At 56.0% G+C, this 23,826-nt stretch carries 20 protein-coding genes; 8 read left to right on the top strand and 12 right to left on the bottom strand.

The genetic code is table 11. The annotated features are described in order from the left end of the window. Positions 1-95 precede the first annotated feature (95 nt). On the top strand, positions 96-677 hold the full coding sequence (locus B0G83_RS12820; RefSeq protein WP_105507800.1) for an acyltransferase: 582 nt from the start codon (positions 96-98) through the stop codon (positions 675-677). A 410-nt stretch (positions 678-1,087) separates the two neighbouring features. Here the strand turns inward: B0G83_RS12820 and B0G83_RS12815 are convergent, their stop codons facing one another. The 11 genes from B0G83_RS12815 to B0G83_RS12765 all read right to left on the bottom strand — a co-directional run bounded on the left by B0G83_RS12815 (position 1,088) and on the right by B0G83_RS12765 (position 14,446). Then, entirely contained in the window at positions 1,088-1,840 is a 753-nt protein-coding gene (locus B0G83_RS12815; protein ID WP_105507799.1) for an HNH endonuclease, read from the bottom strand. A gap of 134 nt (positions 1,841-1,974) precedes the next feature. Next, complete coding sequence (locus tag B0G83_RS12810) at positions 1,975-2,697, bottom strand: hypothetical protein (RefSeq protein WP_105507798.1); 723 nt, start codon at positions 2,695-2,697, stop codon at positions 1,975-1,977. 432 nt (positions 2,698-3,129) lie between these two features. Then, entirely contained in the window at positions 3,130-3,861 is a 732-nt protein-coding gene (locus B0G83_RS12805; RefSeq protein ID WP_105507797.1) for an FRG domain-containing protein, read from the bottom strand. Positions 3,862-3,933: 72 nt separating this feature from the next. Beyond that, entirely contained in the window at positions 3,934-5,061 is a 1,128-nt protein-coding gene (locus B0G83_RS12800) for a YaaC family protein (protein WP_181156844.1), read from the bottom strand. Between the two features lie 16 nt (positions 5,062-5,077). After that, positions 5,078-6,454, bottom strand: a complete 1,377-nt coding sequence (locus B0G83_RS12795; protein WP_258167884.1) for an ATP-binding protein — start codon at positions 6,452-6,454, stop codon at positions 5,078-5,080. Positions 6,455-6,883: 429 nt separating this feature from the next. Next, complete coding sequence (locus tag B0G83_RS12790) at positions 6,884-7,327, bottom strand: hypothetical protein (protein WP_181156842.1); 444 nt, start codon at positions 7,325-7,327, stop codon at positions 6,884-6,886. A 124-nt stretch (positions 7,328-7,451) separates the two neighbouring features. Further along, on the bottom strand, positions 7,452-7,829 hold the full coding sequence (locus B0G83_RS39570; RefSeq protein ID WP_105507794.1) for a DUF4087 domain-containing protein: 378 nt from the start codon (positions 7,827-7,829) through the stop codon (positions 7,452-7,454). Between the two features lie 236 nt (positions 7,830-8,065). Then, entirely contained in the window at positions 8,066-8,317 is a 252-nt protein-coding gene (locus B0G83_RS12780; protein ID WP_105507793.1) for a PAAR domain-containing protein, read from the bottom strand. A 28-nt stretch (positions 8,318-8,345) separates the two neighbouring features. Beyond that, the gene (locus B0G83_RS12775; RefSeq protein ID WP_258167883.1) at positions 8,346-9,035 is read right to left on the bottom strand and encodes a hypothetical protein; all 690 of its coding nucleotides are present in this window, start codon (positions 9,033-9,035) and stop codon (positions 8,346-8,348) included. 7 nt (positions 9,036-9,042) lie between these two features. Further along, a complete protein-coding gene (locus B0G83_RS12770; protein ID WP_258167882.1) occupies positions 9,043-11,883 on the bottom strand; it encodes an EF-hand domain-containing protein in 2,841 nt (946 codons plus the stop codon). 52 nt (positions 11,884-11,935) lie between these two features. Further along, the gene (locus tag B0G83_RS12765; RefSeq protein WP_105507792.1) at positions 11,936-14,446 is read right to left on the bottom strand and encodes a type VI secretion system Vgr family protein; all 2,511 of its coding nucleotides are present in this window, start codon (positions 14,444-14,446) and stop codon (positions 11,936-11,938) included. Between the two features lie 247 nt (positions 14,447-14,693). On the opposite strand from B0G83_RS12765, the gene B0G83_RS39105 reads away from it, so the two are divergent. The 4 genes from B0G83_RS39105 to B0G83_RS12745 all read left to right on the top strand — a co-directional run bounded on the left by B0G83_RS39105 (position 14,694) and on the right by B0G83_RS12745 (position 19,153). Then, the gene (locus B0G83_RS39105; RefSeq protein WP_258167881.1) at positions 14,694-16,169 is read left to right on the top strand and encodes a hypothetical protein; all 1,476 of its coding nucleotides are present in this window, start codon (positions 14,694-14,696) and stop codon (positions 16,167-16,169) included. Between the two features lie 331 nt (positions 16,170-16,500). Next, on the top strand, positions 16,501-17,100 hold the full coding sequence (locus B0G83_RS12755) for a recombinase family protein (RefSeq protein ID WP_105507791.1): 600 nt from the start codon (positions 16,501-16,503) through the stop codon (positions 17,098-17,100). A 173-nt stretch (positions 17,101-17,273) separates the two neighbouring features. Beyond that, positions 17,274-17,921 carry a hypothetical protein gene (locus tag B0G83_RS12750; protein ID WP_105507790.1) on the top strand — a complete coding sequence of 216 codons (648 nt, stop codon included), beginning with the start codon at positions 17,274-17,276 and terminating at the stop codon, positions 17,919-17,921. 440 nt (positions 17,922-18,361) lie between these two features. Next, positions 18,362-19,153 carry a hypothetical protein gene (locus tag B0G83_RS12745; protein WP_105507789.1) on the top strand — a complete coding sequence of 264 codons (792 nt, stop codon included), beginning with the start codon at positions 18,362-18,364 and terminating at the stop codon, positions 19,151-19,153. 453 nt (positions 19,154-19,606) lie between these two features. Here the strand turns inward: B0G83_RS12745 and B0G83_RS12740 are convergent, their stop codons facing one another. After that, positions 19,607-19,954, bottom strand: a complete 348-nt coding sequence (locus tag B0G83_RS12740) for a hypothetical protein (RefSeq protein ID WP_181156839.1) — start codon at positions 19,952-19,954, stop codon at positions 19,607-19,609. Positions 19,955-20,143: 189 nt separating this feature from the next. Between B0G83_RS12740 and B0G83_RS12735 the strand changes: the two genes are divergently transcribed. From B0G83_RS12735 to B0G83_RS12725, 3 genes are read left to right on the top strand one after another with little or no spacing between them, the layout of a single operon-like run. Further along, positions 20,144-21,643: a recombinase family protein gene (locus B0G83_RS12735; RefSeq protein ID WP_105508089.1), complete on the top strand. Its 1,500-nt coding sequence runs from the start codon at positions 20,144-20,146 to the stop codon at positions 21,641-21,643. After that, on the top strand, positions 21,636-22,550 hold the full coding sequence (locus tag B0G83_RS12730; protein ID WP_105507788.1) for a ParB/RepB/Spo0J family partition protein: 915 nt from the start codon (positions 21,636-21,638) through the stop codon (positions 22,548-22,550). Before B0G83_RS12735 ends, B0G83_RS12730 begins: the two co-directional genes overlap by 8 nt. After that, entirely contained in the window at positions 22,547-23,446 is a 900-nt protein-coding gene (locus tag B0G83_RS12725) for a plasmid partitioning protein RepB C-terminal domain-containing protein (protein ID WP_105507787.1), read from the top strand. Before B0G83_RS12730 ends, B0G83_RS12725 begins: the two co-directional genes overlap by 4 nt. The last annotated feature ends 380 nt before the right edge of the window (positions 23,447-23,826 follow it).

Here is a 23,826-nt window from a genome sequence, read left to right as displayed (position 1 = left end):
AACCCGATCAATTTGAACCCGGCTGCGTAGCTAATGAACAGACCCGCCTTTAGCACGCAGGCACAAAGACAAATTCAAGTCAAAGCGAATCAATCATGGAAAATCCATTCAACCCCGGATATTGGACCGAAGAAGAATTAATGACGTTTGGATTCTGCGAAGTCGGCACGAACGTCAGGGTCGCCAAAAACTGCACCATCATCGGCATGCCAAACATTTCGTTCGGCGACAACGTGCGGATAGATGGCCCGACCGTGATGTCCGCGTCGAGCGGTTACATAAGGATCGGCTCTCACGTTCACATCGGCGGCATGGCATTTCTGGCGGGCGGCGGCGGCATCGATCTGGAGGATTTTTCCGGACTATCGCAAGGTGTCCGTATATACAGCACGTCGGACGACTACTCGGGAAGCGCACTGACGAATCCAACCGTGCCGAAAGAATATCTCAACGTCAAGATTGCGCCGGTCCATCTTGGTCGTCACGTCATCATCGGATCGGGGACCGTGGTATTGCCGGGATGCACAATCGGTGAAGGTTCATCGGTCGGGGCGATGTCGCTCGTAACGAAAAGTCTGGAGCAGTGGGGCGTTTATTTCGGAACTCCCGCCCGACACCTTCGCGCGCGCTCAAAACGACTGCTCAAGCTCGAAGAAGAGCTTAAGCAAAAGCCCTAGCGGTGCTGTTGCGCTCTGAGAGTCTGGTCATGACGGGCGTCGGTACGCAAGTGCAAACTGCCCGCCCGTTGATAATTGCCCCCTCTCAGCGACTCGCCGTCGTTCGGCCGAAATAGACTGAACCCAGAAATTCGGTCACCCCAAGCTAGTAACCTACCCAACCTCGGCGCGAGTTTCCCTTGTCGACCCTCAACCGACATTCGACCCAATGGCCAACGGCACCTCGACGGCAGCTACTGTGTCTAGAACCGACACTCACGCACTCACGCACTCACGCACTCACGCACTCACGCACTCACGCACTCACGCGACCACGTTTGCGTTTTCGGTGATCGGTTCCACGCGAAACCGAGAACCGCAGGGAATCAAGGAATTCTTGGCAGAACACCTAGGGCAATTTAATACGACCATTATTCCGAGGAGGAGACGCGCCCCGCTGCGCCAAAGTGCAGTTCTCGGTGGCAATTTGGGCATAGCGCAATAGCGTTCTCAACCGTATCCTCACCACCATCTTTCAACAGTTGGATATGATGAACTTCAAGATAGGGAAATCCATCTTTTTTACGAGAAAACGGAGCCGGTTGCTTGCATCGCCCGCACTGCCCGCGAGCCCGATGCAAAGCTTCAGCAACAACATCAGGGTTGCGGACATAGGCCTCAGTCACCACCTTAATCTTTTCGGGTAGTTTCCTTGAGCGTTGCAGACGACCTCGGCGAACATCGGGTGAATCTGTCAGTGCACTATCTACCGCTTGCCAAAACGCTGCCTCCAGCTCGTTCAAATTACGTGGCTCGGAAAGCCGCACGACCCATTCGTTGACCAGCTTGCGCTTCGATGGTTGTGGGTGGCCGGTTGATAGCCGCTGGTAGTAGTCAAGGTGCTTAACGTTCGATACCACGGCGTTGGCTAGATGGGTGGGTCTTTCCTCTTCAATCCGTTGAAGAAAGTAGCGAGTGCCGTCAATGCTCAAAGTGCGCTGGAACACTTTGCCAGCCATCATGGAACGAAAAATCTCGATTAAGTCGCCTGCCGACACCTCGTTGACACCGTGGTTTTCATACAGCGTTTGCACTCCTCGCGCTTTTGAGAGTTTCTGATCAAAAACGTCGCTTGCCACATCGAATGCAGCCGCGATTTGGTCACGTGTGATTTTTTGAGCCATCTGAATATTGAAGGACTCGGCTGGGTCGTTGTGGCTTTAATCGGCCGATCTCGCCACCCTGCGGACGATTTGCAGCCAACGAAAAACCGGGATGGTGATTGACGTGAACATCTCCTGCGGCGCAATCACGCAGATCAACGGCGTCGCTCAGGCTGGGGAAGCGCCGCGTAGTCAAAATTCACGAAAGGGTCATCGAGATTCCTTAACCCCTGCCAGTCGAACTCATATCGATCATCTGCTGGCCAATCGTCCGGAAATCTTATTCGTAACGAGCCACCAATTGAGGGATCCATGCCATCGTTTCCCTCATAGTAGTAGTCAGCACCCATCACGCCGATGCTCTTAGAACCCGGCCCATAATCCTCGTCCATGAATTGTGCGGACAATAGGACATTCAGCCCGCAATAAGCGTCGAGTAACGCGTCAAAGGTTGCCAAGTGAAAGTTTTCATGTCGGTTGTGCTTAGCTTTGTTGTATGCGCGATACCAATCAAGGCGACCGTCTTCCGCCGCCCACGGAAGAAACGGTCGGCGTATTCCACGATCACCCGTCCAGCCTGGAATCCGAACCTGGAATGAAGATAGTCTATGTGACGTATTAATAAGCTTGTAGTCGTTGATATTGAACCGTGTGTCATTATCGCCGAATCCATTGTCCAAGAAGATCGCGGTAAAGTTCGCCTCCACCTCAATACATGCTCTGATCAGCAACTGCTGGATTCGGTGAGAGTAGGTATTGAGGTTTATGTCGCTCGGCTCGACATACGAAAAAAGGTCAAGAATATCCTCCTGAAGCAGCAGGAATGCGCGAACGTAGTGGCGTGGGTCTGTCGCATATCTTGGGTGCAAGAGATACATCCATCTGCCGCCCTCTGAATATTGACCGTCAACGAATTGACGACACATCCGCCTAAAAGGTCTATTTACACTCATAGGGAATTTTAGTCCTGACCAGTTCAGAAGATCACGCGGTACCGTTCGCTGCGCGGCGGTCCTAGCAAACACAGAGGCCTCAAACTCAACGGGCTCTCATTCATCCTTCTAATTACACTTTGCGGCGAAGTTGGGCCGACGAATGAGCATTCATCCTTTACGAGTGGATGGCCGCTCGCGGAGTGTAACCGATCCTTGAACGTCCGAGCGATCCCGCGCGTGAACGGCGGCTGATGGCCGGTCACTGCCTGACAGCCACTGGCAGCACGCGACCCGGAGCTGCCGATTGGCTTGTTCGAAAGCAGACGTTCGACAGCGAAGGGATAGTAGCGTCGACCAAGCCTAGTTACAAAAAATTCAGATATCGGCTGGGCTACGTTTTTCGCCTAAATATTCCTCATCGATATCAGCGCAAAGACCGCCAAGGTCTGGAAACAGCGAAGATCGGGTGACTCCCATACGACGCAACTCTTTGCGAATTCTTACGAACGAATCACGCGGGACCACAAATTTCTTCAATTTCTGTTTGAATGCGATGTTGGTGTCGAGTGACACGAAGCGTCCTCTTTCCTCGACATATTTATGGACTGAAAACCATCCAGACTGCGCTGCTATTCTCCGGTCAATATGGAACGGCTGAAAAACATACGTTCTACGTAGGTTCCATAGTTCCTCTTGGTTGTCAGGTGACTTCAGATCGTCTTTTTCTACTCTTAACATCCATACAACACCATGGTCCTCGTCCTGTGGGGGGTCCACAGACACCGCAAACCATAAAGCAGCCAGCGCATTCGAAGACCAATCGAGTAGCCGAGTTGACATACCTTGATGCTGCGCGACTGAAAGCCAATCCCAGTCTGTCTGGGGAGAAACGCCGCCAAGAAACGGCCCGCTTTCCTTTTTGAAGCGCTCAAGCATATCTCGCTCGACACCTGCATCGAAATCTCGCTGACGCGCAATTTTCGGCTTTAGAGGTTTATCGGTGTTTTGGCCACGAAATAGCAATCGTGCTTCGTTGATTTTACTCGTGCGTTTCGCCAAATCTGCTACCGACTTGATCTCGTTCGGTTTCTCAAAAGTGACGGGCATAGTGCTCCTATATATGGTGATCGTACGGATCAATCCGGCTTTCGGACCCGTTGTATTTCGGGCGAGTTTTTCCTAGATTGCAAGACCGGGCCTAATCACGTCAGCAACGAAGGTGGGAATGGTCGCCTGAACACGTTCCATGAACCCTTCAATCAAAGCGAGCATGGCGTCGTCCGCCGCGCGCCCGTTATTCGCCGAACGCGACAAAGCGTGCATCCAGGTAGCCGGGCGGTATCTTACCAAGCTACTCAGTAGATGCAATGCGAGAAACTGAAGGGACTGAAAAGCGATGTATTGGTCATTAATCGGTTGCATGTAATAGCCGCCTCCAGCCATTCCCGGCGCAGCCATTAAATGGCCTAGTGATGACTTGATATCGCGAAAATATCGAGAAAAGGCTGGATGCTGCCCTGTAAAACCCCATTTTTCAGTCTGGATCTCATTCGGATCAAGCTCGTTTGCAAGTGGCTCAGCGTTTCGAAACATCAAAGAACTGCCGGACAGAGCGTTTGCCTCTTGAAATGTCCACCGACGAAGAAATGGCATGCGGCTTCTAGCATCTTCAATGCTAGTCACGAAGTTACCGAAGCTGCCGTTCCACGATATAGAATTTACGCTCACGCACCAACCGAACCCCTCTTCGGGGCCATTGACTTGTACATAATCGATATTCTCTCGCTCATCAAACGTAGCGCGATACAGCGTTTCAAGGCCCGGAAGTCTGCCAAAAATGTCTTTAAGGGAAAGTTTCAGGCCGACGACGCTTGCGGAATCAGCGGCGGGGAAAGCAAATTCTGGATGGGAGCCGTCTACCGCGATCGGGCGGATTCGGTTCAATGTTCGCACGCAGTCGTTAAATTCTTGGAATGTGCCGCGTTCGTTCACCACTATGGATAATTGTTCGAGGCGCGCGTTATGCGACGACTTATCCGAAACTCCGTGCGCTTGTTGTAGATTGTCGATCCTACGATTTCGATCCACTGCGAGTACCAGTGCTTTCGCGTATGCCGACGTACCGTAATAGAGTTCAAGCGGCCTAATCTCAAGAGGCGCGCGTTTTGCTGCATCAAAGAATAGACGGCCTTGACGAAGGCACGCGGCAATCGCTTCGGTCTGTCCACTATTTGGTGTCCATCTCTGGCTCGCCAAGATGTTCTTTTTTAGATTCTCGGTACTCTCGAGGTACTGGATTTCGATCATTCTGTGAACCTTTGGCCTAATCGCCAGATTCTTTACGTCGCTGCCTGCCAAGATGAATGCCAGCAGGGACCGAAGGACCGTAGTAGCCGCGCCCGGCACTTGATCTAACATGCATCGTTGGCTTCTCCGACTGCGGGATTTTTTCACCAGCTAGTTCGACCCCGTGCGCTTCGGCCTGCATGCGCACATAACCTCTGAGCATCTTCTCCCGGTAGGTATACAAGCCAGCTTTAGAAGGATGCGAAACGAGAATTTCCCCACACGAAGGGCTTTTCAACTTGCGAATGCGAGCGGTGTATTTCTTGTAATCAATGGCTACTTCCTGCGGACGTTGTCTCATTATATGCTCGTACGATGAGAACATCTGAAGGAGGTACCGATCAAGATATTCGGAGTCAGCTGTCGACCAAAGTATCTCTTCATAATCCCCACTTCTTTGGTTGAGCGCCATCATGTACGGTCGCTGCAGCTCGGCAGAAATACCCGCAATCGCACTATTTAATCCACCAAGATAGTGCCTCTGCTCAATCGCATGTATCACTTGGGAGTCGTTGAATACATCCCACATCATCTTCTCGGTTATCAGGTGGGCATAGTATGGATAACCATCGCTCACGGCTGCGATTCGAATGTAGATTTCACGGTCAAGCGTTATGCCAAACGTTTCGGCAACCTTCCGGGGAATGTCCCATCTGGCGTCCCAACTCAGTTTCGGAAGCTCTAACGTATCGAGTTGCCGAATGGCCGACGGATGTGCGCCGAGTAGCTCCTCAATCGAATCACCAACACCGGTGAAAATAAACTTAAGCGTCACCTTCTTATCGCCAAGTTGTTTCAGAAGATCGCCGAACAAAGCGCGCTCCTGCGCCGACTGGATGCGATCGAATTCGTCGAGTACAACTACCGGGAGTTCCGAATGGATGGCCGCCACCTCTCGCAGCAGCTCGACTGCATCGGCCAACGTCTCTATTTCAGATCGCAAGTCGGCGGAGCTTGTCTCGACTGTCTTGCCAACTTTGAAGAATCGCCATTCTGCTCCGAGCGACGTCGTCGTCTTTTTCTTTGTGAGTCGGCTGCTTTTCGTAGCTTGGATAGCAATATTGCAAACGATGCTCCGAAGCGTCGCGTCGGGCCCGCCTGAGACATCAATAAACGCAGCGTCAGCGCTTTGATACAGGTTCGCGGCGGTAGCTGCGAGAGAGGACTTTCCAACGCCTCTATCACCGTAAATGAACGAGTGTCGACCAGGGGCAAACAGCGCCTGCCGAATGCGCTCCAATTCGGCCGACCGCCCAAACAGATGCTCTATAGATTGTATTGGCTGAGCTGGGGAAACCACGCTGTTCAGTTTCAAGCCGAATGCGGTTGAATCGTCGTAGCCGTATATAGCCATACCCATCCCCGGGGCGTTGTCGTGTGTGGATTATATAGCCACGTTTCGACGATCTGACGCCGCATGTGTCGCCCGAGTGGGAGATCCATCCGGCTGGAATTGTCAGCAATCTAGCCGTTGCTGTGGAGAGGCCGCTCATGGCCGGGTTGAGGCAGTGCCACCGGCAATTTGCTCGCCGGAAACCGGCCATCGGGCGGGGGCGGACAAGACCTTGGCATTCAAATTGGATGGCGACCTCGACCGGCGGCTCGTGGCCGAGGCCGTGTCAAAACGCAAAATGTGACGGTTTTGGGGGGTGACTTTACCCTTGCCGAAGTGCTCCGAAGCCCGTATAGCGCGTTCTCGAAGGCCACTTTTCACGAAGCCGTTGGCGGCCACGTGTTTTGACACGGCCTCGGCCGACTGGGGCCTCACACCTATTCGGGTCCGTCAAAATCCTGACGCAGCGAGCAAACCGGCTTTATATAGACTTGATTCGAAAACAAACGGTCCAACTGCCTCAAGTGACGTCGAATCATATTCGCCAACCTGGTAGGCAAAATTTTCCCAGACGTAGGATTCGCTATCGCGCCGCACGAGGGCCGAATATGCGCCGCAGCCAACATCGCCGCACTCTGGGCAGATGTAAAGCAGCACACGCTTTCCGTTCTCAGGCGGAGCGTCGAGCAGCGTCGCGCGAATACGCTCGCATGCCTCTGCATACCCACTCACAAAGCAACCCATGAAATCGGAGTGTCCTCCAGCATTTTTCACCAGCATTTCCAGCAAAGACTGCCCGTCTATCAGGAAGTCCGCAGAGATTCTCTCAGTGCAGGTGGCAGCCCCCGACACGGTCCCTGGTCGATGGAGTATGCGATGTCCAAGTAGGTTCATGTTCGTGTGCGGAATCGGCTTAATTTGACGGCATTGTCGACGATTGAGGAGCCTGTGTCGATTGACCGCTCTTGGCCGCTCGGCGACCACCTATCCGGGGCGGACGCTCACCTTCACCGTATCCTCACGGCGACGGCAGCGACCGATCAGTCTTGCAACGCTTGAGCGGAAGCACCTTTGCCGAATAAAGCCGTATAACTTTACGGGCGCCTCTGTCGACATCCATATCGATGCAAGCGCATCCGTAGCCATGCCCGCCCGCATTGGTGACGACCCAATCACCAGATGTCATGTCGGGGAGATCGTCGAGCCCCGGGACCGGCCTGTCTCCCATAACAGAAAGAGTCCAGCTTCCATCCTTATCGTCGAGCCACCAGTTGGCGGGCGTCGGGTTCTGCAACCAACCACAGCGATTTTCCCGGGTACCCGCAGCCGCATGGGTACCCCACGATGCAATCGAGATGCAAACTAAAAATGCACGTACTAAGTGACGAAAATTCATAACAGAGAAAGTCCCGACTGACGGATTGTTGACGATCTACCGCTCGAAGTCGGGGGATCACTCCTGGCCGAACTGAGACAAACGCATAACGTCCCGGCTCTGCCGTCAGCGGTCATCCGCTGCGCACTGCCGAGAGCCTTTCGTCAGAAAGACTTCGACCTTTCCACGACGAACGCGGAGGAAAATCTAGCACGGCCCATTTGGTCAATCGCGATCGCCGATCCAACAACCTCGCCTCAGGTCAAGCTCGAAATCAAATGACAGCCACACGTGCCGCGATGGCCGTGTCGCGCAATCGGGATGCCGCCGTCCGTCATTGATGTGTCGCCTTCCTCGATCACGTTCGGCGACACATCCGGATGCTTCGGGCACGATAAATGATCTCCCTTGCGCGCAACGAAGCGGCCGTCGTAACGCATTGTCGTCGAGCCGGTCACTACCTTGCCACCGTGATCGGTGTCATCGTCAACGCGGATGAGATTCATCATTATCAGGCAGTGGTTCTTTGTGTTGAGATTACGGCTGTCGTGGCGCGATACCCAAGCCGTTGGGTTTCAATCGGTCAGTTTCGACCCATCCATTTACTACGTTTTTTGACTTCGGATTCAAATAGGTAACCGAGGTGAATTTTCCATAGTCCGCGTAGGCGTCAACTGAGTCAGCTTCTACAATGAATACACCGCTCATTTTGCAAGACAGATCGGGGGCGGAGTAAAACTGAAGCCGTCCTTTCCCAACCACAGTTCTTCCGGACCCATTGCCGGGAATCTGGTTTCCATTTTTTGAGGCAGTAGCATCGAGTTGTTGGCAGCCCGCGCCAGTTTTTGGCACATCGGAGATGCACATCGAGACGAAGTTCTTATATTTATCTCCATCCACCTTCAATACATCAGGATGATCAGGGTCTCTCGTCACGTCCAGCGCCTGCATTGTGTTCGTATCTAGATTGACCCAGCCAATGGAAACCTGTTTATTAAGATTGTCTGGGCTATCGGCTGGAACGAATAACCTCACACTGTAGACGCCACGGGCATGGTCTTCCATTTCGACGCGGATATCTTTCTTCTTCATAAAGACGTGCTGAAGCGGAGGGACTATCAATTCCCTCAATTCGTTTTGGCATGCCCCGGACAAAGCATAACTGCTCTGCGAAAACATCAAAGCAATCAGCGCGACAAGCCAATATGACCTGAATTTCATGTTCATGGATTGATCATTGAAACGAATTGACGATTCGAGGGGAAATCGATTGCAGCGTCGACCGGTAAACTTCCTGCGCGTGTGCATCGGTCGAAAACCATCTTGCATAATTTCCGTTGTAGTGAACGATGTATTTTGCCTTAAATTCCATGCCGACTCGAACTGAAGACACGACAACGAATACCTTCGGCCTGTCGGTGACCTGCGCGTTTCCGCCGACCCCACTTAACCCTGCTCCCTCGAATGCGCTCCACGTCCCGGTAGGTAACTCAGCATAGAAATCCGGTGACCAGCCATAGTACGGTGCATCACCGTGGACCTCCATACCGCCCGTACCGCAACGTCGATATTGCATCGATTGAAAATGTCGCGTCTCTGTCCGATACATGCGCTCGACCGTTTCCGCGATGGTCCTGCCGTACTTGTCGAAGATGTATCGCAGTGCGTCTCGGGCATCTTCTTCATTAAAGTCATTGACCTGATTGACAGGTTTTGCGCTGAAATTTCCGATCAACCCGATCGGGTGGAAATGCCACGGCGTGGGCTCCTTCGGAAAGCCCTCGACGCCCGCTACCTGCTCCCACCATTGCAGTTTGTTGATCCGCTCAAGCTCGCTTTTCCAGAGCCATAGCAACTGTTTCATCAACGGAGACAGAGTGTCCCACTTACCCAGGCCGCCGCCCCATTCGCTCTCGCAGCGGACCACCAGATGCGAAAGCGCTTCCGCGAGCCACGGCGTCTGCTGCGCCTGCCTCAATTCCTGCGCCGTTATCTTGCCGTCGTGATTCGTGTCGACGGCCTTTTCCAGTCTCGTGATGAGTTCACCACCGTTCACGAGCGACGTACTCGACTCGAATTCCGATTTGTCCTCGCCCTCGATTAACTGCTGCGTGACATACAGGTAACGCTTGAGCATGTCGACCGGCTTGATGCTGCTATGGTCGATCAGATCAAAACCGGGCCAGTCCCACGGACCACACATACGCGTAAGCGGATGGCTCTTTTCACACACCCAGCCCCGACGAGTGGCGCCGTCTTTCGTGCCAATCGTGATGTTCCACCAGTGCTGACCTTTGTCATCCTTGGCAACGTTCTCTGCGCCGAGCTTGTCGAGATCGACACGACGGAACACGTCGCGAAAATCCGCGCCTGGGCCCTTTGCGTTAGCGACCGCCAAAGGAAAGTCTTTCCAGCCTTTCACGACCCCGGTTGTCACGTGGTTCGCCTGACTGGCGTCAACCCATAGTGGTGATCCAAAGTTAGTGAGATGCTGTGTTTGAGGATGAGGATGCCCAGGATGACTGCCGGGGTGAGGATGATTCGAAGCTGCGGGCGGGGCAGCGGGCGCAGTCTTCGGCTGCACCTTAACCCAGCATGAGCCTTGCGCATCGCCGAGCGGCACCAGATGCAGGCCGATCTGCGTCAGCGTCTGGTCGCGCTCGGGCAAGTCCGTTACCAGCAGCGCGCCCGTCGAGATTTCCAGAAACGCCTGTGCTGGTGGCAACTGTCTGGCCCGTTCCCGGCTCCTGCTGATGAAACCCTGAAGGTCCGGCCCGGCAAACGTTTCCAGATGCAGCATAGGATGCGTGCGCCCCGGGGGCAGCGAACTTGAATCGGTGTAGTCCTGATACTGGCCGAGATATCCGATTACGGTGCCCGCCGCCACAGCAAACGGCGTCTTGAGTACCACCACCTGATCGAGCGGCTTCGGATCGATCACGACATCGAGCTCCTTGACATACACCCAGCCATACGGCACGTGTGGTGACGCTGGTTGACCCGCTACCGGCCCGACTGGCGCGCCGCTCCTGATCGACGCAATCTTCGCCCAACCGGGCTTGTCCGACGTTTCCGTTGTGGAGACGATCAGTTCCGAACCTGTCGGCAGCAGCCCGATAATCTTGCCGTTGGCTGAATCGCGCACGCGGATGCCGGACACGGGCGAAGGTGGGGGCGATCCGTCGGTGGCATCGCTGGTGTCGCCAGCGGCCGGCGGCAATTTGAAATCATTCCGGATAAGGGCGCCGATCGGATCGCTATCGTCGCTGCCCGTCTGTTGCGTCAGGGGCGCGGCCGACGCGAGGGGCTTCGGCTTCGGCACCTCCTGTTTGTCCTTCGCCTTCGCGCCGACCCGGTAGTACCGGTCGCCTTCCCAGAACGGCATCGGCTGAATTTGCGGCGCGTTTGGGTCAACGGGAGCTTCCTTGGCAGCTTCCATCGCCAGTTCATACCCGACCCAATCCAGCAGGTGCATATACAGGCTGAAAAATACCAGCGTGTCGGCGGCGGGAGCTTTTGGGGGTTGCGCGGGGGTAGCTGGCGTGCTTGCAGCAGCCGGGGCGCTTGCCGTGCTGGCTGCAGAGGCGGGGGCTGCTGCCGCGCTGGATGCGCCAGGCGCACTGGCCGCGTTCGGCGAGGTCGAGTCCTGTTTCGGTTGCGGCGGAAGCTGCAGCTTGTGGCGGACCAGCACAAAGCCCGTCGAATACAGTGCCGAACGCTTGTCCTTATATTCAAGTTCGGGGTATTTCGAATCGAGCCGGTACGCGACCACCTCACCGTCCGCAATCGCGCGGATGCCCACGTCCTGCTTCAGCGCGTTGCCGGTTTTTCCATCGAAGTGAACTCCGCCGTGCCACAAGCCGTTTGCGCCGAGTGGGTAGAAGCCGTTTTGCGCATTGCCGAGTGCCTTCATGTACGTCATCGGGTCGCCTGCGTCGTCCTTACCGGCTGGCGCGAACGGAAAGCTGAAACCCAGCGGCTTGTAGGGCGGTGCGGCGGGCGTGGCCGGAGTCGTCGCAGCCTGCTGCGGATGCGCGGGGTGAGGGTGATGCGCGCCGTGGTGCGAATTGCTCATGGGATTCAGTTCCCGTTGTGATTCATGACAGATGGTCTACAAGTGGCGGAGGTCAGCCGGAAAACGACAGACCGCGTCCGCCCTTCGTCGCGACGGGCGTTGCCTGCAACGGATCGAGGTTCGTCGCACTTGCACCGCCCGGCTTGTCCCACGACGCGCAGCGCTCCAGGATGTGCCCGGTCGTGACGTTCTCGATGCCTCCGCCCTTGATGCTGATATACGAACCGCCTGCGCCGAGCCACACTTCCTCTTTTGCGGTCAGGACCAGCCGTCCCGTCGCGCTCTCAACTTTCACGTCCAGTTGCGCAAGCAGGTTCATCGCATCGCTGAGCGCCTGGATGTCGATCTTCCCTTTGCCTGCGATGAGCTTGATGCCGAGGTTCTGCGCGAACAGGCTGATGCCGTCCATCACACTCGCGAGCAGTGACTTACCCGCCGCAAGAATGACGTTCTTCCGGGCAACGGTGTTGACGTGCTCGTCGGCCGTGATATGCACGGACTGCTGTGTCGTCGCCGCGATGCCCTCGGGGCTCGACAGCACCATGACCGGCTTCGAAAATCCGTTTGCGTTGCCCGTGCCGCCGCCCGCCGTGCGGCCACCTTTGCCGACCGAAGCCGCCACGCTGTGCTGGGTCGAATCGGTAAAGGTCTTGAGTGCGTCATGCCCGTCCTGCAGACTCTCGCCCCGATTCGTCTCGCTCGCCTTGGAGACGGTGTCAAGGACCGCCTCGGCACCGGCCAACTGCCCGGTCGTTGCCGCTACGTTCAGCGGCTGTGCGGCGACGGGCTGCGTCGAAATGACCATGCCCTGCGCGGCGCGGATCGCCCCGTAAGCGCCCGACTTCAGATCAAAGCCCGTGCCGATGAATGCGCCACGCGTGTTGTCCGTATGCTGGATCAGATAGCCCATCTGCAGACCTGTCGCATAGCTCGTCGAGGACAGGCTCATGCGGTTCTGTCCGCTTGCGTCATCCATCAGGAATTCGTTAAACCCGTCGCCCCCGTACTCCTTCGAACGGTGCCCAGAAAACAGCCCGTGCGAGTGGAACACCGGTTTCGTCGCGCCCCCATGCAGCCTCGAGATGATCACGGGTCGATCGCAATCGCCATTCACGAAGCCGACCAGCACTTCGTCACCCTTCCTCAAGGCGAAGTGTCCGCCGCGCTGGCTGCCCGCATCCGGCATCGCCGCGCGTATCCACGCCGATGCACGTTCGTTGCGGCCCTTGCGACTCCACGAAAGCCAGACCTTCGAGCGGTTCAGTGAGTCGATAAAGATTTCTTCGTTGTCCGGCGTGCCGACGATGCCCGTCTGCAGATGCATCTCGGGCTTGTGATGGATGAGCGGACTGCGGAATGGCACGCGCCGTCGTTGCGCCTCGATCTCGACCTGAAAAAATCCCGTACTGCCGTCCGTGTGGCGAACCGTCGATCCTGCGCCCGCTGTGCGCACCTGCTCGACTTCGGCACGCAGGCTCCGCGGGAATTGCGCGAGTGCTTCAATACCCGGCACGTTATTCTGGATCAGCCAGTCGACGGCGATGATCGCCATTTCGCGGTCATTTGCCGGCTCGCTGTCGTGAACCGGGTGACCGTCAAGTTGATACCAATAGCCCGGCAGCGCACACCGCAGGCTACCCACGCCGAAGTAACGTTTCGAGCGGCTTGCCATTTCCTCCGTGCGAATGCGCGCCTGCTGTTCGCCCATGTCGCTGTCCGACCACGAGTACCCGCCGGTATAAATGAATTTCTCACCCTGCGCGGGCAGTTCGTCCTGATTGAACGCGGGAGAGCTGACTTCCTTTGGCAGATCCGGCCGCATATAGTCAAACGTGTTCGTCGTAATGGATTCGCTTTGTGAATCCTGCTGCTCGCTCCACTGAGTCAGGCCGTCGAACTCCTCGTTTGTCGCCGAACGACTGAATGTCACGATCTGTTGCGGCAGTGGCGGCACGAAATACAGATCGTCCGTAATGACAACCGTGTGGGATTTACCGTCTTTGGCAAACTCAAAGCGCGGAAAGACGCCGACCTCTTCCATGCTCCGGTAGACAAAGTTCCAGTCGTCTTCCCACTGGACACGCTGAGAATACGAACGGATCGGTGAGCGCAGGTCAAAGCGATACTGTCCCTGAGCCTGCGGGGTTTTAGCGAACACGTCGGAGAGAATCTGCCTACCGTCGATTTCCTGCCAATCACGGCAGTCGCTGCCGAGCTTGAGGAGACTCAGCCATGACGAAAACTGAATCTGGTAAGAAGTCAGCGGTCCGTCACTTCCGAGACGACGCGCATGCTGCACGTAACCATGGATCGGCATATAGCTGCCGTCAGTCTGCTGAATCCAGAGGGTGACCGGCTTGAGCACCAGCGCGCCGAGCTTGATCTTGTCACCATATGTCGACACAGCATCAACGGTGAATTCGAAATTCCCCCCGAGGCGGCCCGAGCCTTTTACGTACATCGGTACGAGCCAGTCGTCGCCAAGCGGCGTATCGAGTTTGATGAGTCGGCCGAGCTGCGTGTAGCCGGCGCGCAGCGCTTTGTCCAGCACTTCGGAAGCCATGCGGAAACCCCGTGTTCAGGAAACACAACCTGGCCGCTATACAGAGTGGCGCAGCCTCTTTTACTTCGTCTATCATTGCCTCTGGAAGACGGAGTCTTCGGGCAATGGGTCTGTTATCAAACCTGTTGCGACATACAATTCAAATTCGTTTATCCATATTGCATGAAAGGCAATCGCCCAGCATCATCGATTACCTGTTTCTGCGCGCGATTCTACCGGAATCAATAGCGAACGCCATATCGAGGTCGTGTCAAAATTTGTAAATGGAAACAAACTGGCCGACTCTACTGGACAGATAAAACACGACATTTTTATTAACAATTCCGGAAGCATGTTTGTACGCTTCAATGAAACCTTAACGAATCCTTTCAAAGCCAGCGCCCCTGTCGCGAAGAAAGGTGAGAACTATCCCATAACGCATAATCCGATCAATTTCAGAAGAGAAAACAGCATGCCACGCCGGTCTGCTCACCTGCCGAGCCTGATGCGCGAAGAATTCGAGATGCTGGTCACTGCGGCAAGACGGCCCGGCAAACTGGGCAGGCCGATATCTGATCGCAGCGCGGCAATGGCGCGATCTGTGTTGATTGGCGGATTGACTTATACGCAGGCCGCGCGTGCGCAGGAAGGGCTCGTTTCAACCGCTTACCAGGCCGTTCTGCTTTTGCTCCACTATCGAAAACGGAAATCGTCCGCTCTGTCAGCCCAACGTTCCCGCGACGAACAGTTGGACTTGATTCGCCGCAAGTTTGTCGATGCCGGAACAGCTTTGCTTGACACGGATTGGCGCGGACAGAACGCCCGCTATCGATTGCGATGCGCACAAGGGCACGAATGGGAGCGCGGCGGCCAGCAACTGCTACGCGTTGCCCGCATCGCGTGCGAACATTGCCGGGTCGAAGGTGTCATGAAGCGGATGCAGGATATTGCCACTCAGTCGGGCGGTGAGTGCCTGACCCGGTCGTATCTTGGGTTGAATGGCCGATACCGGTTCGTTTGTGCAATCGGACATGAGTTTCAGACGACCGCAGCTATCACGTTGGGGGGCAGTTGGTGTCCCGCGTGCTCAAACATAAGAAGGGCCGAACGCCAGCTATGGGCCGAAGGCGGGCTTCTCCCGATACAGGAGCGTGCCCGCGAGCGCGGCGGGGAATGTCTGTCCACGATGTACAGCGGAAAGATGGCGCAATACCAGTTCCGATGCGCTCAGGGGCATGAATGGGAGACGTGCGGTATGGAGGTGATGCGCAAGGCATGGTGCCCGCAATGCTTCGCAGACCGGTTGCGCCGACCGGATGGGTTGACGGAACTTCAGCAAGCCGCCGAACGTTGGGGCGGCAAATGCCAGGCGTCAGGTTATCAACGTATAAAGACCCGCTATCCGTTCCAGTGCGAGCGAGGGCATGAATGGATGGCGTGGGGCTCAGAGATTCTCAAAGGAAGCTGGTGCCCGACATGTCGCACCGAAGACCGGCAGCGGCGCGGCATCGAAACAATGCATGCGGTTGCGGAGGAGCGTGGCGGGCGGTGTCTGTCCGATACCTACATTGATAACCAGACAAAGCTCGAATGGGAGTGCGCACGAGGTCATCAATGGTGGGCGCGGCCCCGGCAGATAACGTCCGGCAACTGGTGCGCGCAATGCAGTTTCCTGTCGCAGATTACCCGCGAGAAGACGCGCCGCAAGCGCCGCTATGAGGCGGTGAAGGCATTTGCGGAATAGAGGGCATATCCGTCGGAGCCGGTTCTAAACCTTGCGCGGCTCACTAGCAGCATCCCAGCGGAAATGCACCACGCTTTAACTCGGCCTACCACGGGCGCTGTCGCTAACAACTACGCTGGTTCTCGTACCCAGACCACGCTGTGCCCGGTGCGCTGAACGCCAGGAATAGTCGAATGGGCGTTACCCAACAAATCACGGGTTCGGCTATAGATCAACAGGGTACACCGTAAAGAGCCATGCGCCAGAGCGTCAGAGCTTGGCTCAATAGAATTAACCGTGTATTTGATCTGTGTTATTATTGAGCCAATAACTCAAATGATCCACCCAACCCATGCGCAAACTCTATTACGGTCGGATTTCGACCACGGACGGCCAGTCGCCTGCGAGCCAGTACGACGACGCCAGAGCCCACGGCGTGCAGGACAAGGACGTCTTCATTGACGAGGGCGTGAGCGGCTACCACGTAGCTCCCGCCGAACGGGAACAGTGGCGTAGGGCCGAACACGATTTGCGGCATGGCGGTGTTCTCATCGTGCGCTGGCTCGACCGCATCAGCCGCCGCTACGACGAACTACACCGCACGATGCGCCGGTTGATGGAACTGGGTGTGCGTGTCGAATGCACCCTGAACGGGATGGCCTTTGATGGGAAAGCAAAGGACCCCATCGAGAAAGCGACGCGTGATGCTGTGCTGGCATTCATGGCGGCGCAGGGCGAAGCGGATTATCGCAACCGAGCAGAGATGCAGCGTCGCGGCGTGGCGATCGCCAAGGCCGAAGGAAAATACAAAGGGCGCGCACGATCCCACGATTACACAGCTATCAGGGCATGGCGTGCTGAAAACGGCGCGAGTATCAAGGAGACCGCCGAGGAGTTCGGTGTCGGAACGGCAACGGTGAAGCGTGCGTGCGCCGAGTGCATACCGTCTTGATTAGTCGCCAATCGTGAAAATCAATGGCGCTGGCAACCAACGAGCACGGTCGCAGTTGTCTACCACGATTGGGGTGCAATAAAGGCGGTTACTTATCGGGAGATTGATTTCCACAGCAATCTGTCCTCGACTCGCGGCGATATTGTATTTTTGACCGATGTGACGCTATTATCGTGAAAATCGTTCTTTCTACACGCCTCGTGGATTGGCTCACATTTATAGCATCGCTGTTCAAAAGCATCGCTGAGCTTGCCTCGGCTTGGTCTTGGCCGCTGGCTGTGGGTTTCTGCGCTTATTTGTTCAAGTCGGAAATCCGGGCAAAGCTGAAGGACATACGTTCGTTTAAGGCTCCGGGGGGATTCGAAGCGAGTTTCACTGAAGAGCTTGCGGAAGTTGAGGCCACGTTTGGCTCGGACGTTCAAGTCGACTTGGTGGGAAATGCTGCTCAAGGCTTGGCTGGTAACCTTGGCGTCGCGATTGACAACGGCGCAGTCCATGCAAATCCCGCAGGGGTAATCATGGTAGCGTGGCGTGACATTGAACTCGAACTCAGGCGTCTATCTTACGACTCGACAACGCTTGGTCCAACCGGCTCGAAAAGTCGGCGCACTGTAATTTCCATCGTCAACGAGTTGCATCAAAAGGAGGTGCTGGACAGCAATCAGGTCGAGGTCCTGAAGCATTTGCAGCGTCTTAGGAACAAGGCCGCGCACGAGCCGGATGCAGCGTTATCGAAAGAAGCCGTTGACAGATACGCTTTGCTTGCCCGACGAATGCTGTTTGAATTGGAAAATAAGATACCTCCTCCATCAGAACATTAGCGGTCACGGATACATTAGCCTGCGAGCAGACTGGAACCGATCGCGGGGGTGCCTTGGCGACGTCGTCGGGTGATCGTCTGCGCGCCGTTGGCGATAGCGCGACAGCGAATCGATACCATTTAGGACAATCCATGAGCAACGACGCAAACAACAAAACGCAACCTAGCTCGACTCCAGCCAACAAGCAGGATCAGCAGCCGCGCGCTGACGGAGCAACCGAGACTGGTTCTGCCACGGCGCGACCGCCGTTTCCTCAAAGTCACATGACGTTCGATCACGCAGACCCCGGGTCTTCCGGGAAGAACACTCTCAACGAGAGAAAAAAATAATGCTATCGGTTGGCTAGAAAGAGGCGTTTCGGCATTTTTAGCAACGTGTCGGGGTTCCCGATTACGCGACAGTGATCGCATAAACTGAAGCACATCTTCATCCGCATCTCGATGAATTCGGAAACTATCGATTGGCTCCTAGAGCACTCTGCTTCAGCCTATGAGACAGAGTTTAAAGCTACCGGGCAACTCAGGGATCGAATTAGCTTCATTCTTGGTGTTGCGGTGACCCCTTACGCCGGTATAGCCACCTATCTGATCACGAAATTCAAGGGCAGCTTTTTGCTTGGTGGCGATTTTCTATTCTTCTCGCTGCCGATGTTTGCTGCCATCGTACTGCTGATAGCGTCCGCGGGGTTGGTCGCACATGCGCTTGTTGGCGTCCATCGCTATTCGAATATTCCGAGACCGGCAGAGCTTCTTCCATACCTAAGCGCGCATCCTGAACCAGATAAGGCCCTCGAAGAGGCAAAAATTAACTTGATAGAAGCGTACGCTAATAACATCGAGCATAATTTCGAGGTCAATCAGGGGCGAGCGCGAAAGCTTCGTATAGCGCAGAGGCTCGCCGTTTTGTCGCTCATCCCGCTTGCTTTATCGTTGCCTCGCTTTGTATATTCGACGGTTCATACGAAGGCAGAGCCACAGTCAGTCCGGATCATCGAACCAGTCCAAATCGCTGAGGAAAAGAACGTGTCAAACAAGGGAACGCCGAATTTGCAGCCCAACACCAGCACTCCTTCTCCGAACCAACGGCAGCAGCCCCAACAGCAGGGCACAAATGCGTCTCAAGTTGCGCCTACTTCCGCGCCGAGACCGCCATTCCCTAAGAGTCACATGGTCTTGGAGGAACTCGTCGATAAGGTGCCCCCTAGGAACACTAACCCGGACGGAAAAAAGTAAGTAACCCGTTGACATGACGTGCCGTCAACGTGTGATGTCCGATGCGGCCCACTATTCAAACGCGAGCCGCATCCGTACTCGGCCCTATTTGTTATTCGGAGTGTCCTCATCCCACCCGCGATTCGGCCGACGCGCGCTCAAGGCCCGCGGCTCGAAGCATTGCAACTGTCGCAGTCTCCATGGAGTTGCGCACTGACTCGAGCCATAGGCGCCGTAGATCATCCTTGTTTGTGTCGACTTGTGGTGTAGCGACCGGCCGATCCCAACAGATTCGCGCCGACCCCGCCTGCCACGGACCCATCGCGGAGTGCAGCACGATGTTCAGGAGGTAAGAAATCGGACGTTTGTTGACCGTGTCGGTTATGCCGTATTAAGTCATGCTTAATCGGACGAGCCAACCACATTTCGACGCTTTGGCGTCGAGCGAAACAGGACCGAGTGCGCGGGCTTAGATCAGCGGCAATGGGCGGTCAGCAGGACGAGTGCCTGTCTGAGCAAGTTGACTGATGCGTTGACATCGGGCGCGTGGTCGCCCGCTCTGCCGGTCATCGACAGGTAGGCGAAGTGAACGGCCGAGGAGTGCTTCGCCAAGGCCAGCAGGTGAGGGCCGCTGGGACCGCGAACGCCGCCAAGCCAATTCTGAACCGTTCGTTCGCTCGCTCCGGTCCACCGAGCGAGCTTCTTGATCGTTTGACGCGAGCCCCCGAGTTCTTCTTTGAGTGCAATGGCGATCGCCAGAGGATACTCTGCGCCGATTTCTGCCTTTTCCTTATGCAAGTTCTTGCGTGTTGTCGGCAACATTTTTCGCGCCTCCGAAACTATATTCCCTGAACACAGGCAACGAGACGGGGCCTGCCCGTCTGCCTGAGGGAGCATCCAGCGACGGGAACTGTCCCCTCGCGTTTCACGGGAGGCAGGGTGGAACGGACATCGCGCAACAAAACCCCGCAAGACACTGGCGGCCGAGGCCGCGCGGCGGCATACGTGCGAATGTCAACGGAGCATCAACAATACTCAACCGAAAATCAGAAAGATGTCATTCTGGCATTCGCAGAAACCCGGAACCTTGACGTCGTGCGAGTCTATGCCGACGAGGGGAAAAGCGGCCTGCGCCTCGACGGTCGGGATTCCTTGAAAGCCTTGCTGAGGGACGCAGAATCGGGAGCTGCGGATTTCTCGGTGATTCTGGTCTACGACGTGAGCCGCTGGGGGCGTTTCCAAGACCCAGACGAGAGCGCGAGCTACGAAATCCGCTGCAAGCACGCGGGCGTGAGAGTGCTCTACTGCGCAGAGCAATTCGAGAACGACGGTAGTCCTGTTTCAAGCATTATCAAGAGCGTGAAGCGGACGATGGCTGGCGAATACAGTCGTGAACTCAGTGTGAAAGTCCACGCCGGACAATGCCGCCAGGTCCGCAACGGATTCCGTCAAGGCGGCCCCGCCGGGTATGGTTTGCGCCGCGTTCGCGTCGACCAATCGGGAGTTCGCAAAGACGAGTTGAAACGCGGAGAGCAAAAGGCAATCCAGACGGACCGGGTCATCCTTGTTCCGGGGCCGCCCGACGAACTGGCGACCGTGCGAGCCATCTATCGTCAGTTTGTCGAGGAAGGGCGATCCGAATCCGAGATCGCTGCGGCCCTGAACGAGGCCGCCATCCGCACGGACCGCGGCACCCAGTGGACTCGGGGAACCGTCCATCAAATCCTCATCAACGACAAATACGTCGGCGACAACGTTTGGAACCGAGTGTCGTTCAAGCTTAAACAAGAGCGCGTCCGCAATCCTCCGGCTTCTTGGATTCGTGCGGACAACGCGTTCGAGCCGATCGTCGATCGAATCATTTTCGAGGCTGCTCGCCAAATTATCCTCGCTCGCTCCTACCGCTTGACCGACACCGACATGTTGAATGCGCTGCGCAAGCTGCTGCTGCGCAACGGCTATCTTTCAGGCATCGTCATCGACGAAGCTCTGGGTTGTCCTTCGAGCAGCGCCTACACTAGCCGTTTCGGGAGCTTGCTTCGAACCTACGACCTGATCGGCTACGCGCCCGCTCGTGACTATCGCTACGTCGAGATCAACCGCCGCTTACGGGAGCTTCACCCCGAGGTCGTCTCGCTTGCCGAGCGAGCGATGACCGACACAGGTGCCCGGGTCGAGAGAGACGCCGTGTCGGGCCTGCTGTGGGTCAACGAAGAATTCAAGGTGTCACTCGCCCTGTCCCGTTGCCGATCGACCGCGGCTGGCTCGAATCGCTGGATCATTCGCTTTGATAACGCGCTGCGCCCCGATATCACAATCGCGGTTCGCATGGAGCTCGACGCAAAGTCGATCCGCGACTACTACTTCTTGCCAAGCATCGATGTCTCATCCGACATGGTCCGATTGGGCGATCACAACGATTTCGGATTCGAGGCCTATCGCTATGACGACCTGAGCGTGCTTTGTCATCTGGCGCGGCGGGTACCTCTCAAAGGAGTCAGCTATGAATGACCGCGTCGACAAGGTCGTTTCCGCACTTTCGCGCAGCGAGCAGATTATCCTGATTCCGATTGATCGGTTTCGCGTGCTAAACCCTCGGACGCGCAACCCCTATTTCTTCTCACAGCTCGTCGAGAACATCGGGTCGGTTGGGCTCAAACGGCCCATTACGGTCGCGCACGGCGGCCGCGACTCCGAGGGTGACTGGCATGAGGTGTTGTGCGGGCAGGGGCGGCTCGAGGCGCTCAAGGCGTTGGGCGAGACGATGATCCCTTGTTCCATTGTCGAAGCTAATGAGATCGACCGCTACCTGATCACGCTGACTGAGAACATCGCGCGGCGGCGGCATTCAACCGTCGAGCTTTTGAGCGGCCTGCAGGTTCTTCGCGCGAAGGGTTACACAACCGGTGAGATTGCGAAGAAAACCAATCTGGACGACAGCTACATCAACGGGATTCTGCAATTGTTGGAGAGAGGCGAGCAACGGCTGATACAGGCGGTTGAAAAGTGCGTCATGCCGCTGTGGCTGGCGGTTGAAGTCGCCCGAGCGCCGACCGAGGAAGTCCAAGCCGCAATGGTTGCCGCCTACGAGTCCAAGACGCTGACCGGAGAGCAATTGCTGCGCGTGCGGAGAATCCTGAGCAAACGGGAAGCGTCGGGCAAAAAGATGCATGGACGCCCGGCGCCTCGAGAAAAGCCATCACCGCAAAAACTGCTGCGGACCTACAAGAATGAGGTTCGTCGCCAACAGATGATCGTGCAGAACGCCAATCTGCAAGGGCAGAGGCTACTGCTGATCACTTCGGCTTTGAGACGCTTTCTTGCCGATGAGCATTTCCGAACGCTCTTGCGCGCCGAAGGTATCAAGGACATTCCCGAGGCGGTCGCCTCTCGCATTCCGCCGGAGCTTATGCCATGAGTAACGTCAAACACGGATTTGAGACAAAGGTTGTCGAGATTCCCCTTGAGCGGATCATCGCGGACTCTCAACTGACCAAAGGTGCTTTGGCGACCTCAAAATACAAAACCATCCGCGGTTCCGTCGCGGAGTTGGGCGTGATAGAGCCACTCGCTGTGTTCCGCTCGCCTCGTCGGCTTGGAGACTACGAGTTGCTCGACGGGAGGTTGCGGCTTGAGGCGCTTAAAGAACTCGGTCGGGAGACCGCGCCCTGCATGGTTTCGACCGACGATGAAGGCTTCACGTTCAACCGGCATATCACCCGCCTGTCGGCAGTACAAGAGCACAAGATGATCCGGGCTGCGCTGGCAAAAGGCTCATCGGAGAAGCGGATCGCCGAAGTGCTTCGCATGGACGTACGGAGTATCCGCGTGCGAGCCAGTTTGCTGGATGGTGTAGCGCCTGAGGCGGTCTCACTCCTCAAAAACCGGCAAGCCGCCCCAAAGGTCTTTTCGATCTTGAAGAAGATGAAACCATTCCGGCAAATCGAGGCAGCTGAAATCATGGCCGCTGCAAACAAATTCACGGCGACCTACGCCGAAATGATTCTGGTCGCCACGCGGGCTGAGGCGTTGGTCGACGGGGCGAAGCCGAAGAAGAAAGATGAAATCTCGACCGAAGACCTCGCGAAAATGGAGGGAGAAATGGAGCGGCTACGGCAAGACTGCCAAGCTGTCGAAGACGAGATTGGCGATACGATGCTGTCGCTCGTCGTCGCCAAAAGCTTTATGGCGCGCCTGCTTCGCAACGAAAACATCCAAGGGCACTTGAAACGGCATCACGGGGACCTCCTCGCCAGTTTAATGACCACAATGGACGCGATCGCAGCAGATAACCGCATCACCGCGCGAGAATGAAATGGCTTGTGCCACAGGCGCCCCAGCACTCGATATACAAAGTGCCAGCTTCGTTAGAGTTCGGTCAAGATCGCTGACGTGCGGCTTTGTGCGAGCCATTTTCCGGTAGCCACACGGTAACGGACGGGCATATGCGTAGGGGGAAAGAAAAAGGACTTACGGCGGTATTCCGTAAGTCCTTGTCTTTGCTGCGTTTTTTGTGGTCGGAGCGAAAGGATTCGAACCTTCGACCCTCTGATCCCAAATCAGAAAGCTTAACGAACGCCAAAGGCAAGCCAGTAAAAGCGTAGCGGGCATAGCTGTCTAATCCAATGCTTAAGAAACGGGCAACAAACCACGCGGGTTTGCGGCCAATTGCAGAGCACTTATTAGACAGGAAA

Origin of the sequence: Paraburkholderia sp. BL21I4N1 (assembly GCF_002973525.1) — a bacterium.
Lineage (GTDB): Bacteria > Pseudomonadota > Gammaproteobacteria > Burkholderiales > Burkholderiaceae > Paraburkholderia.
Note: the sequence above shows the minus strand (reverse complement) of the source record. Positions and strands in the feature narration are given on the sequence as shown.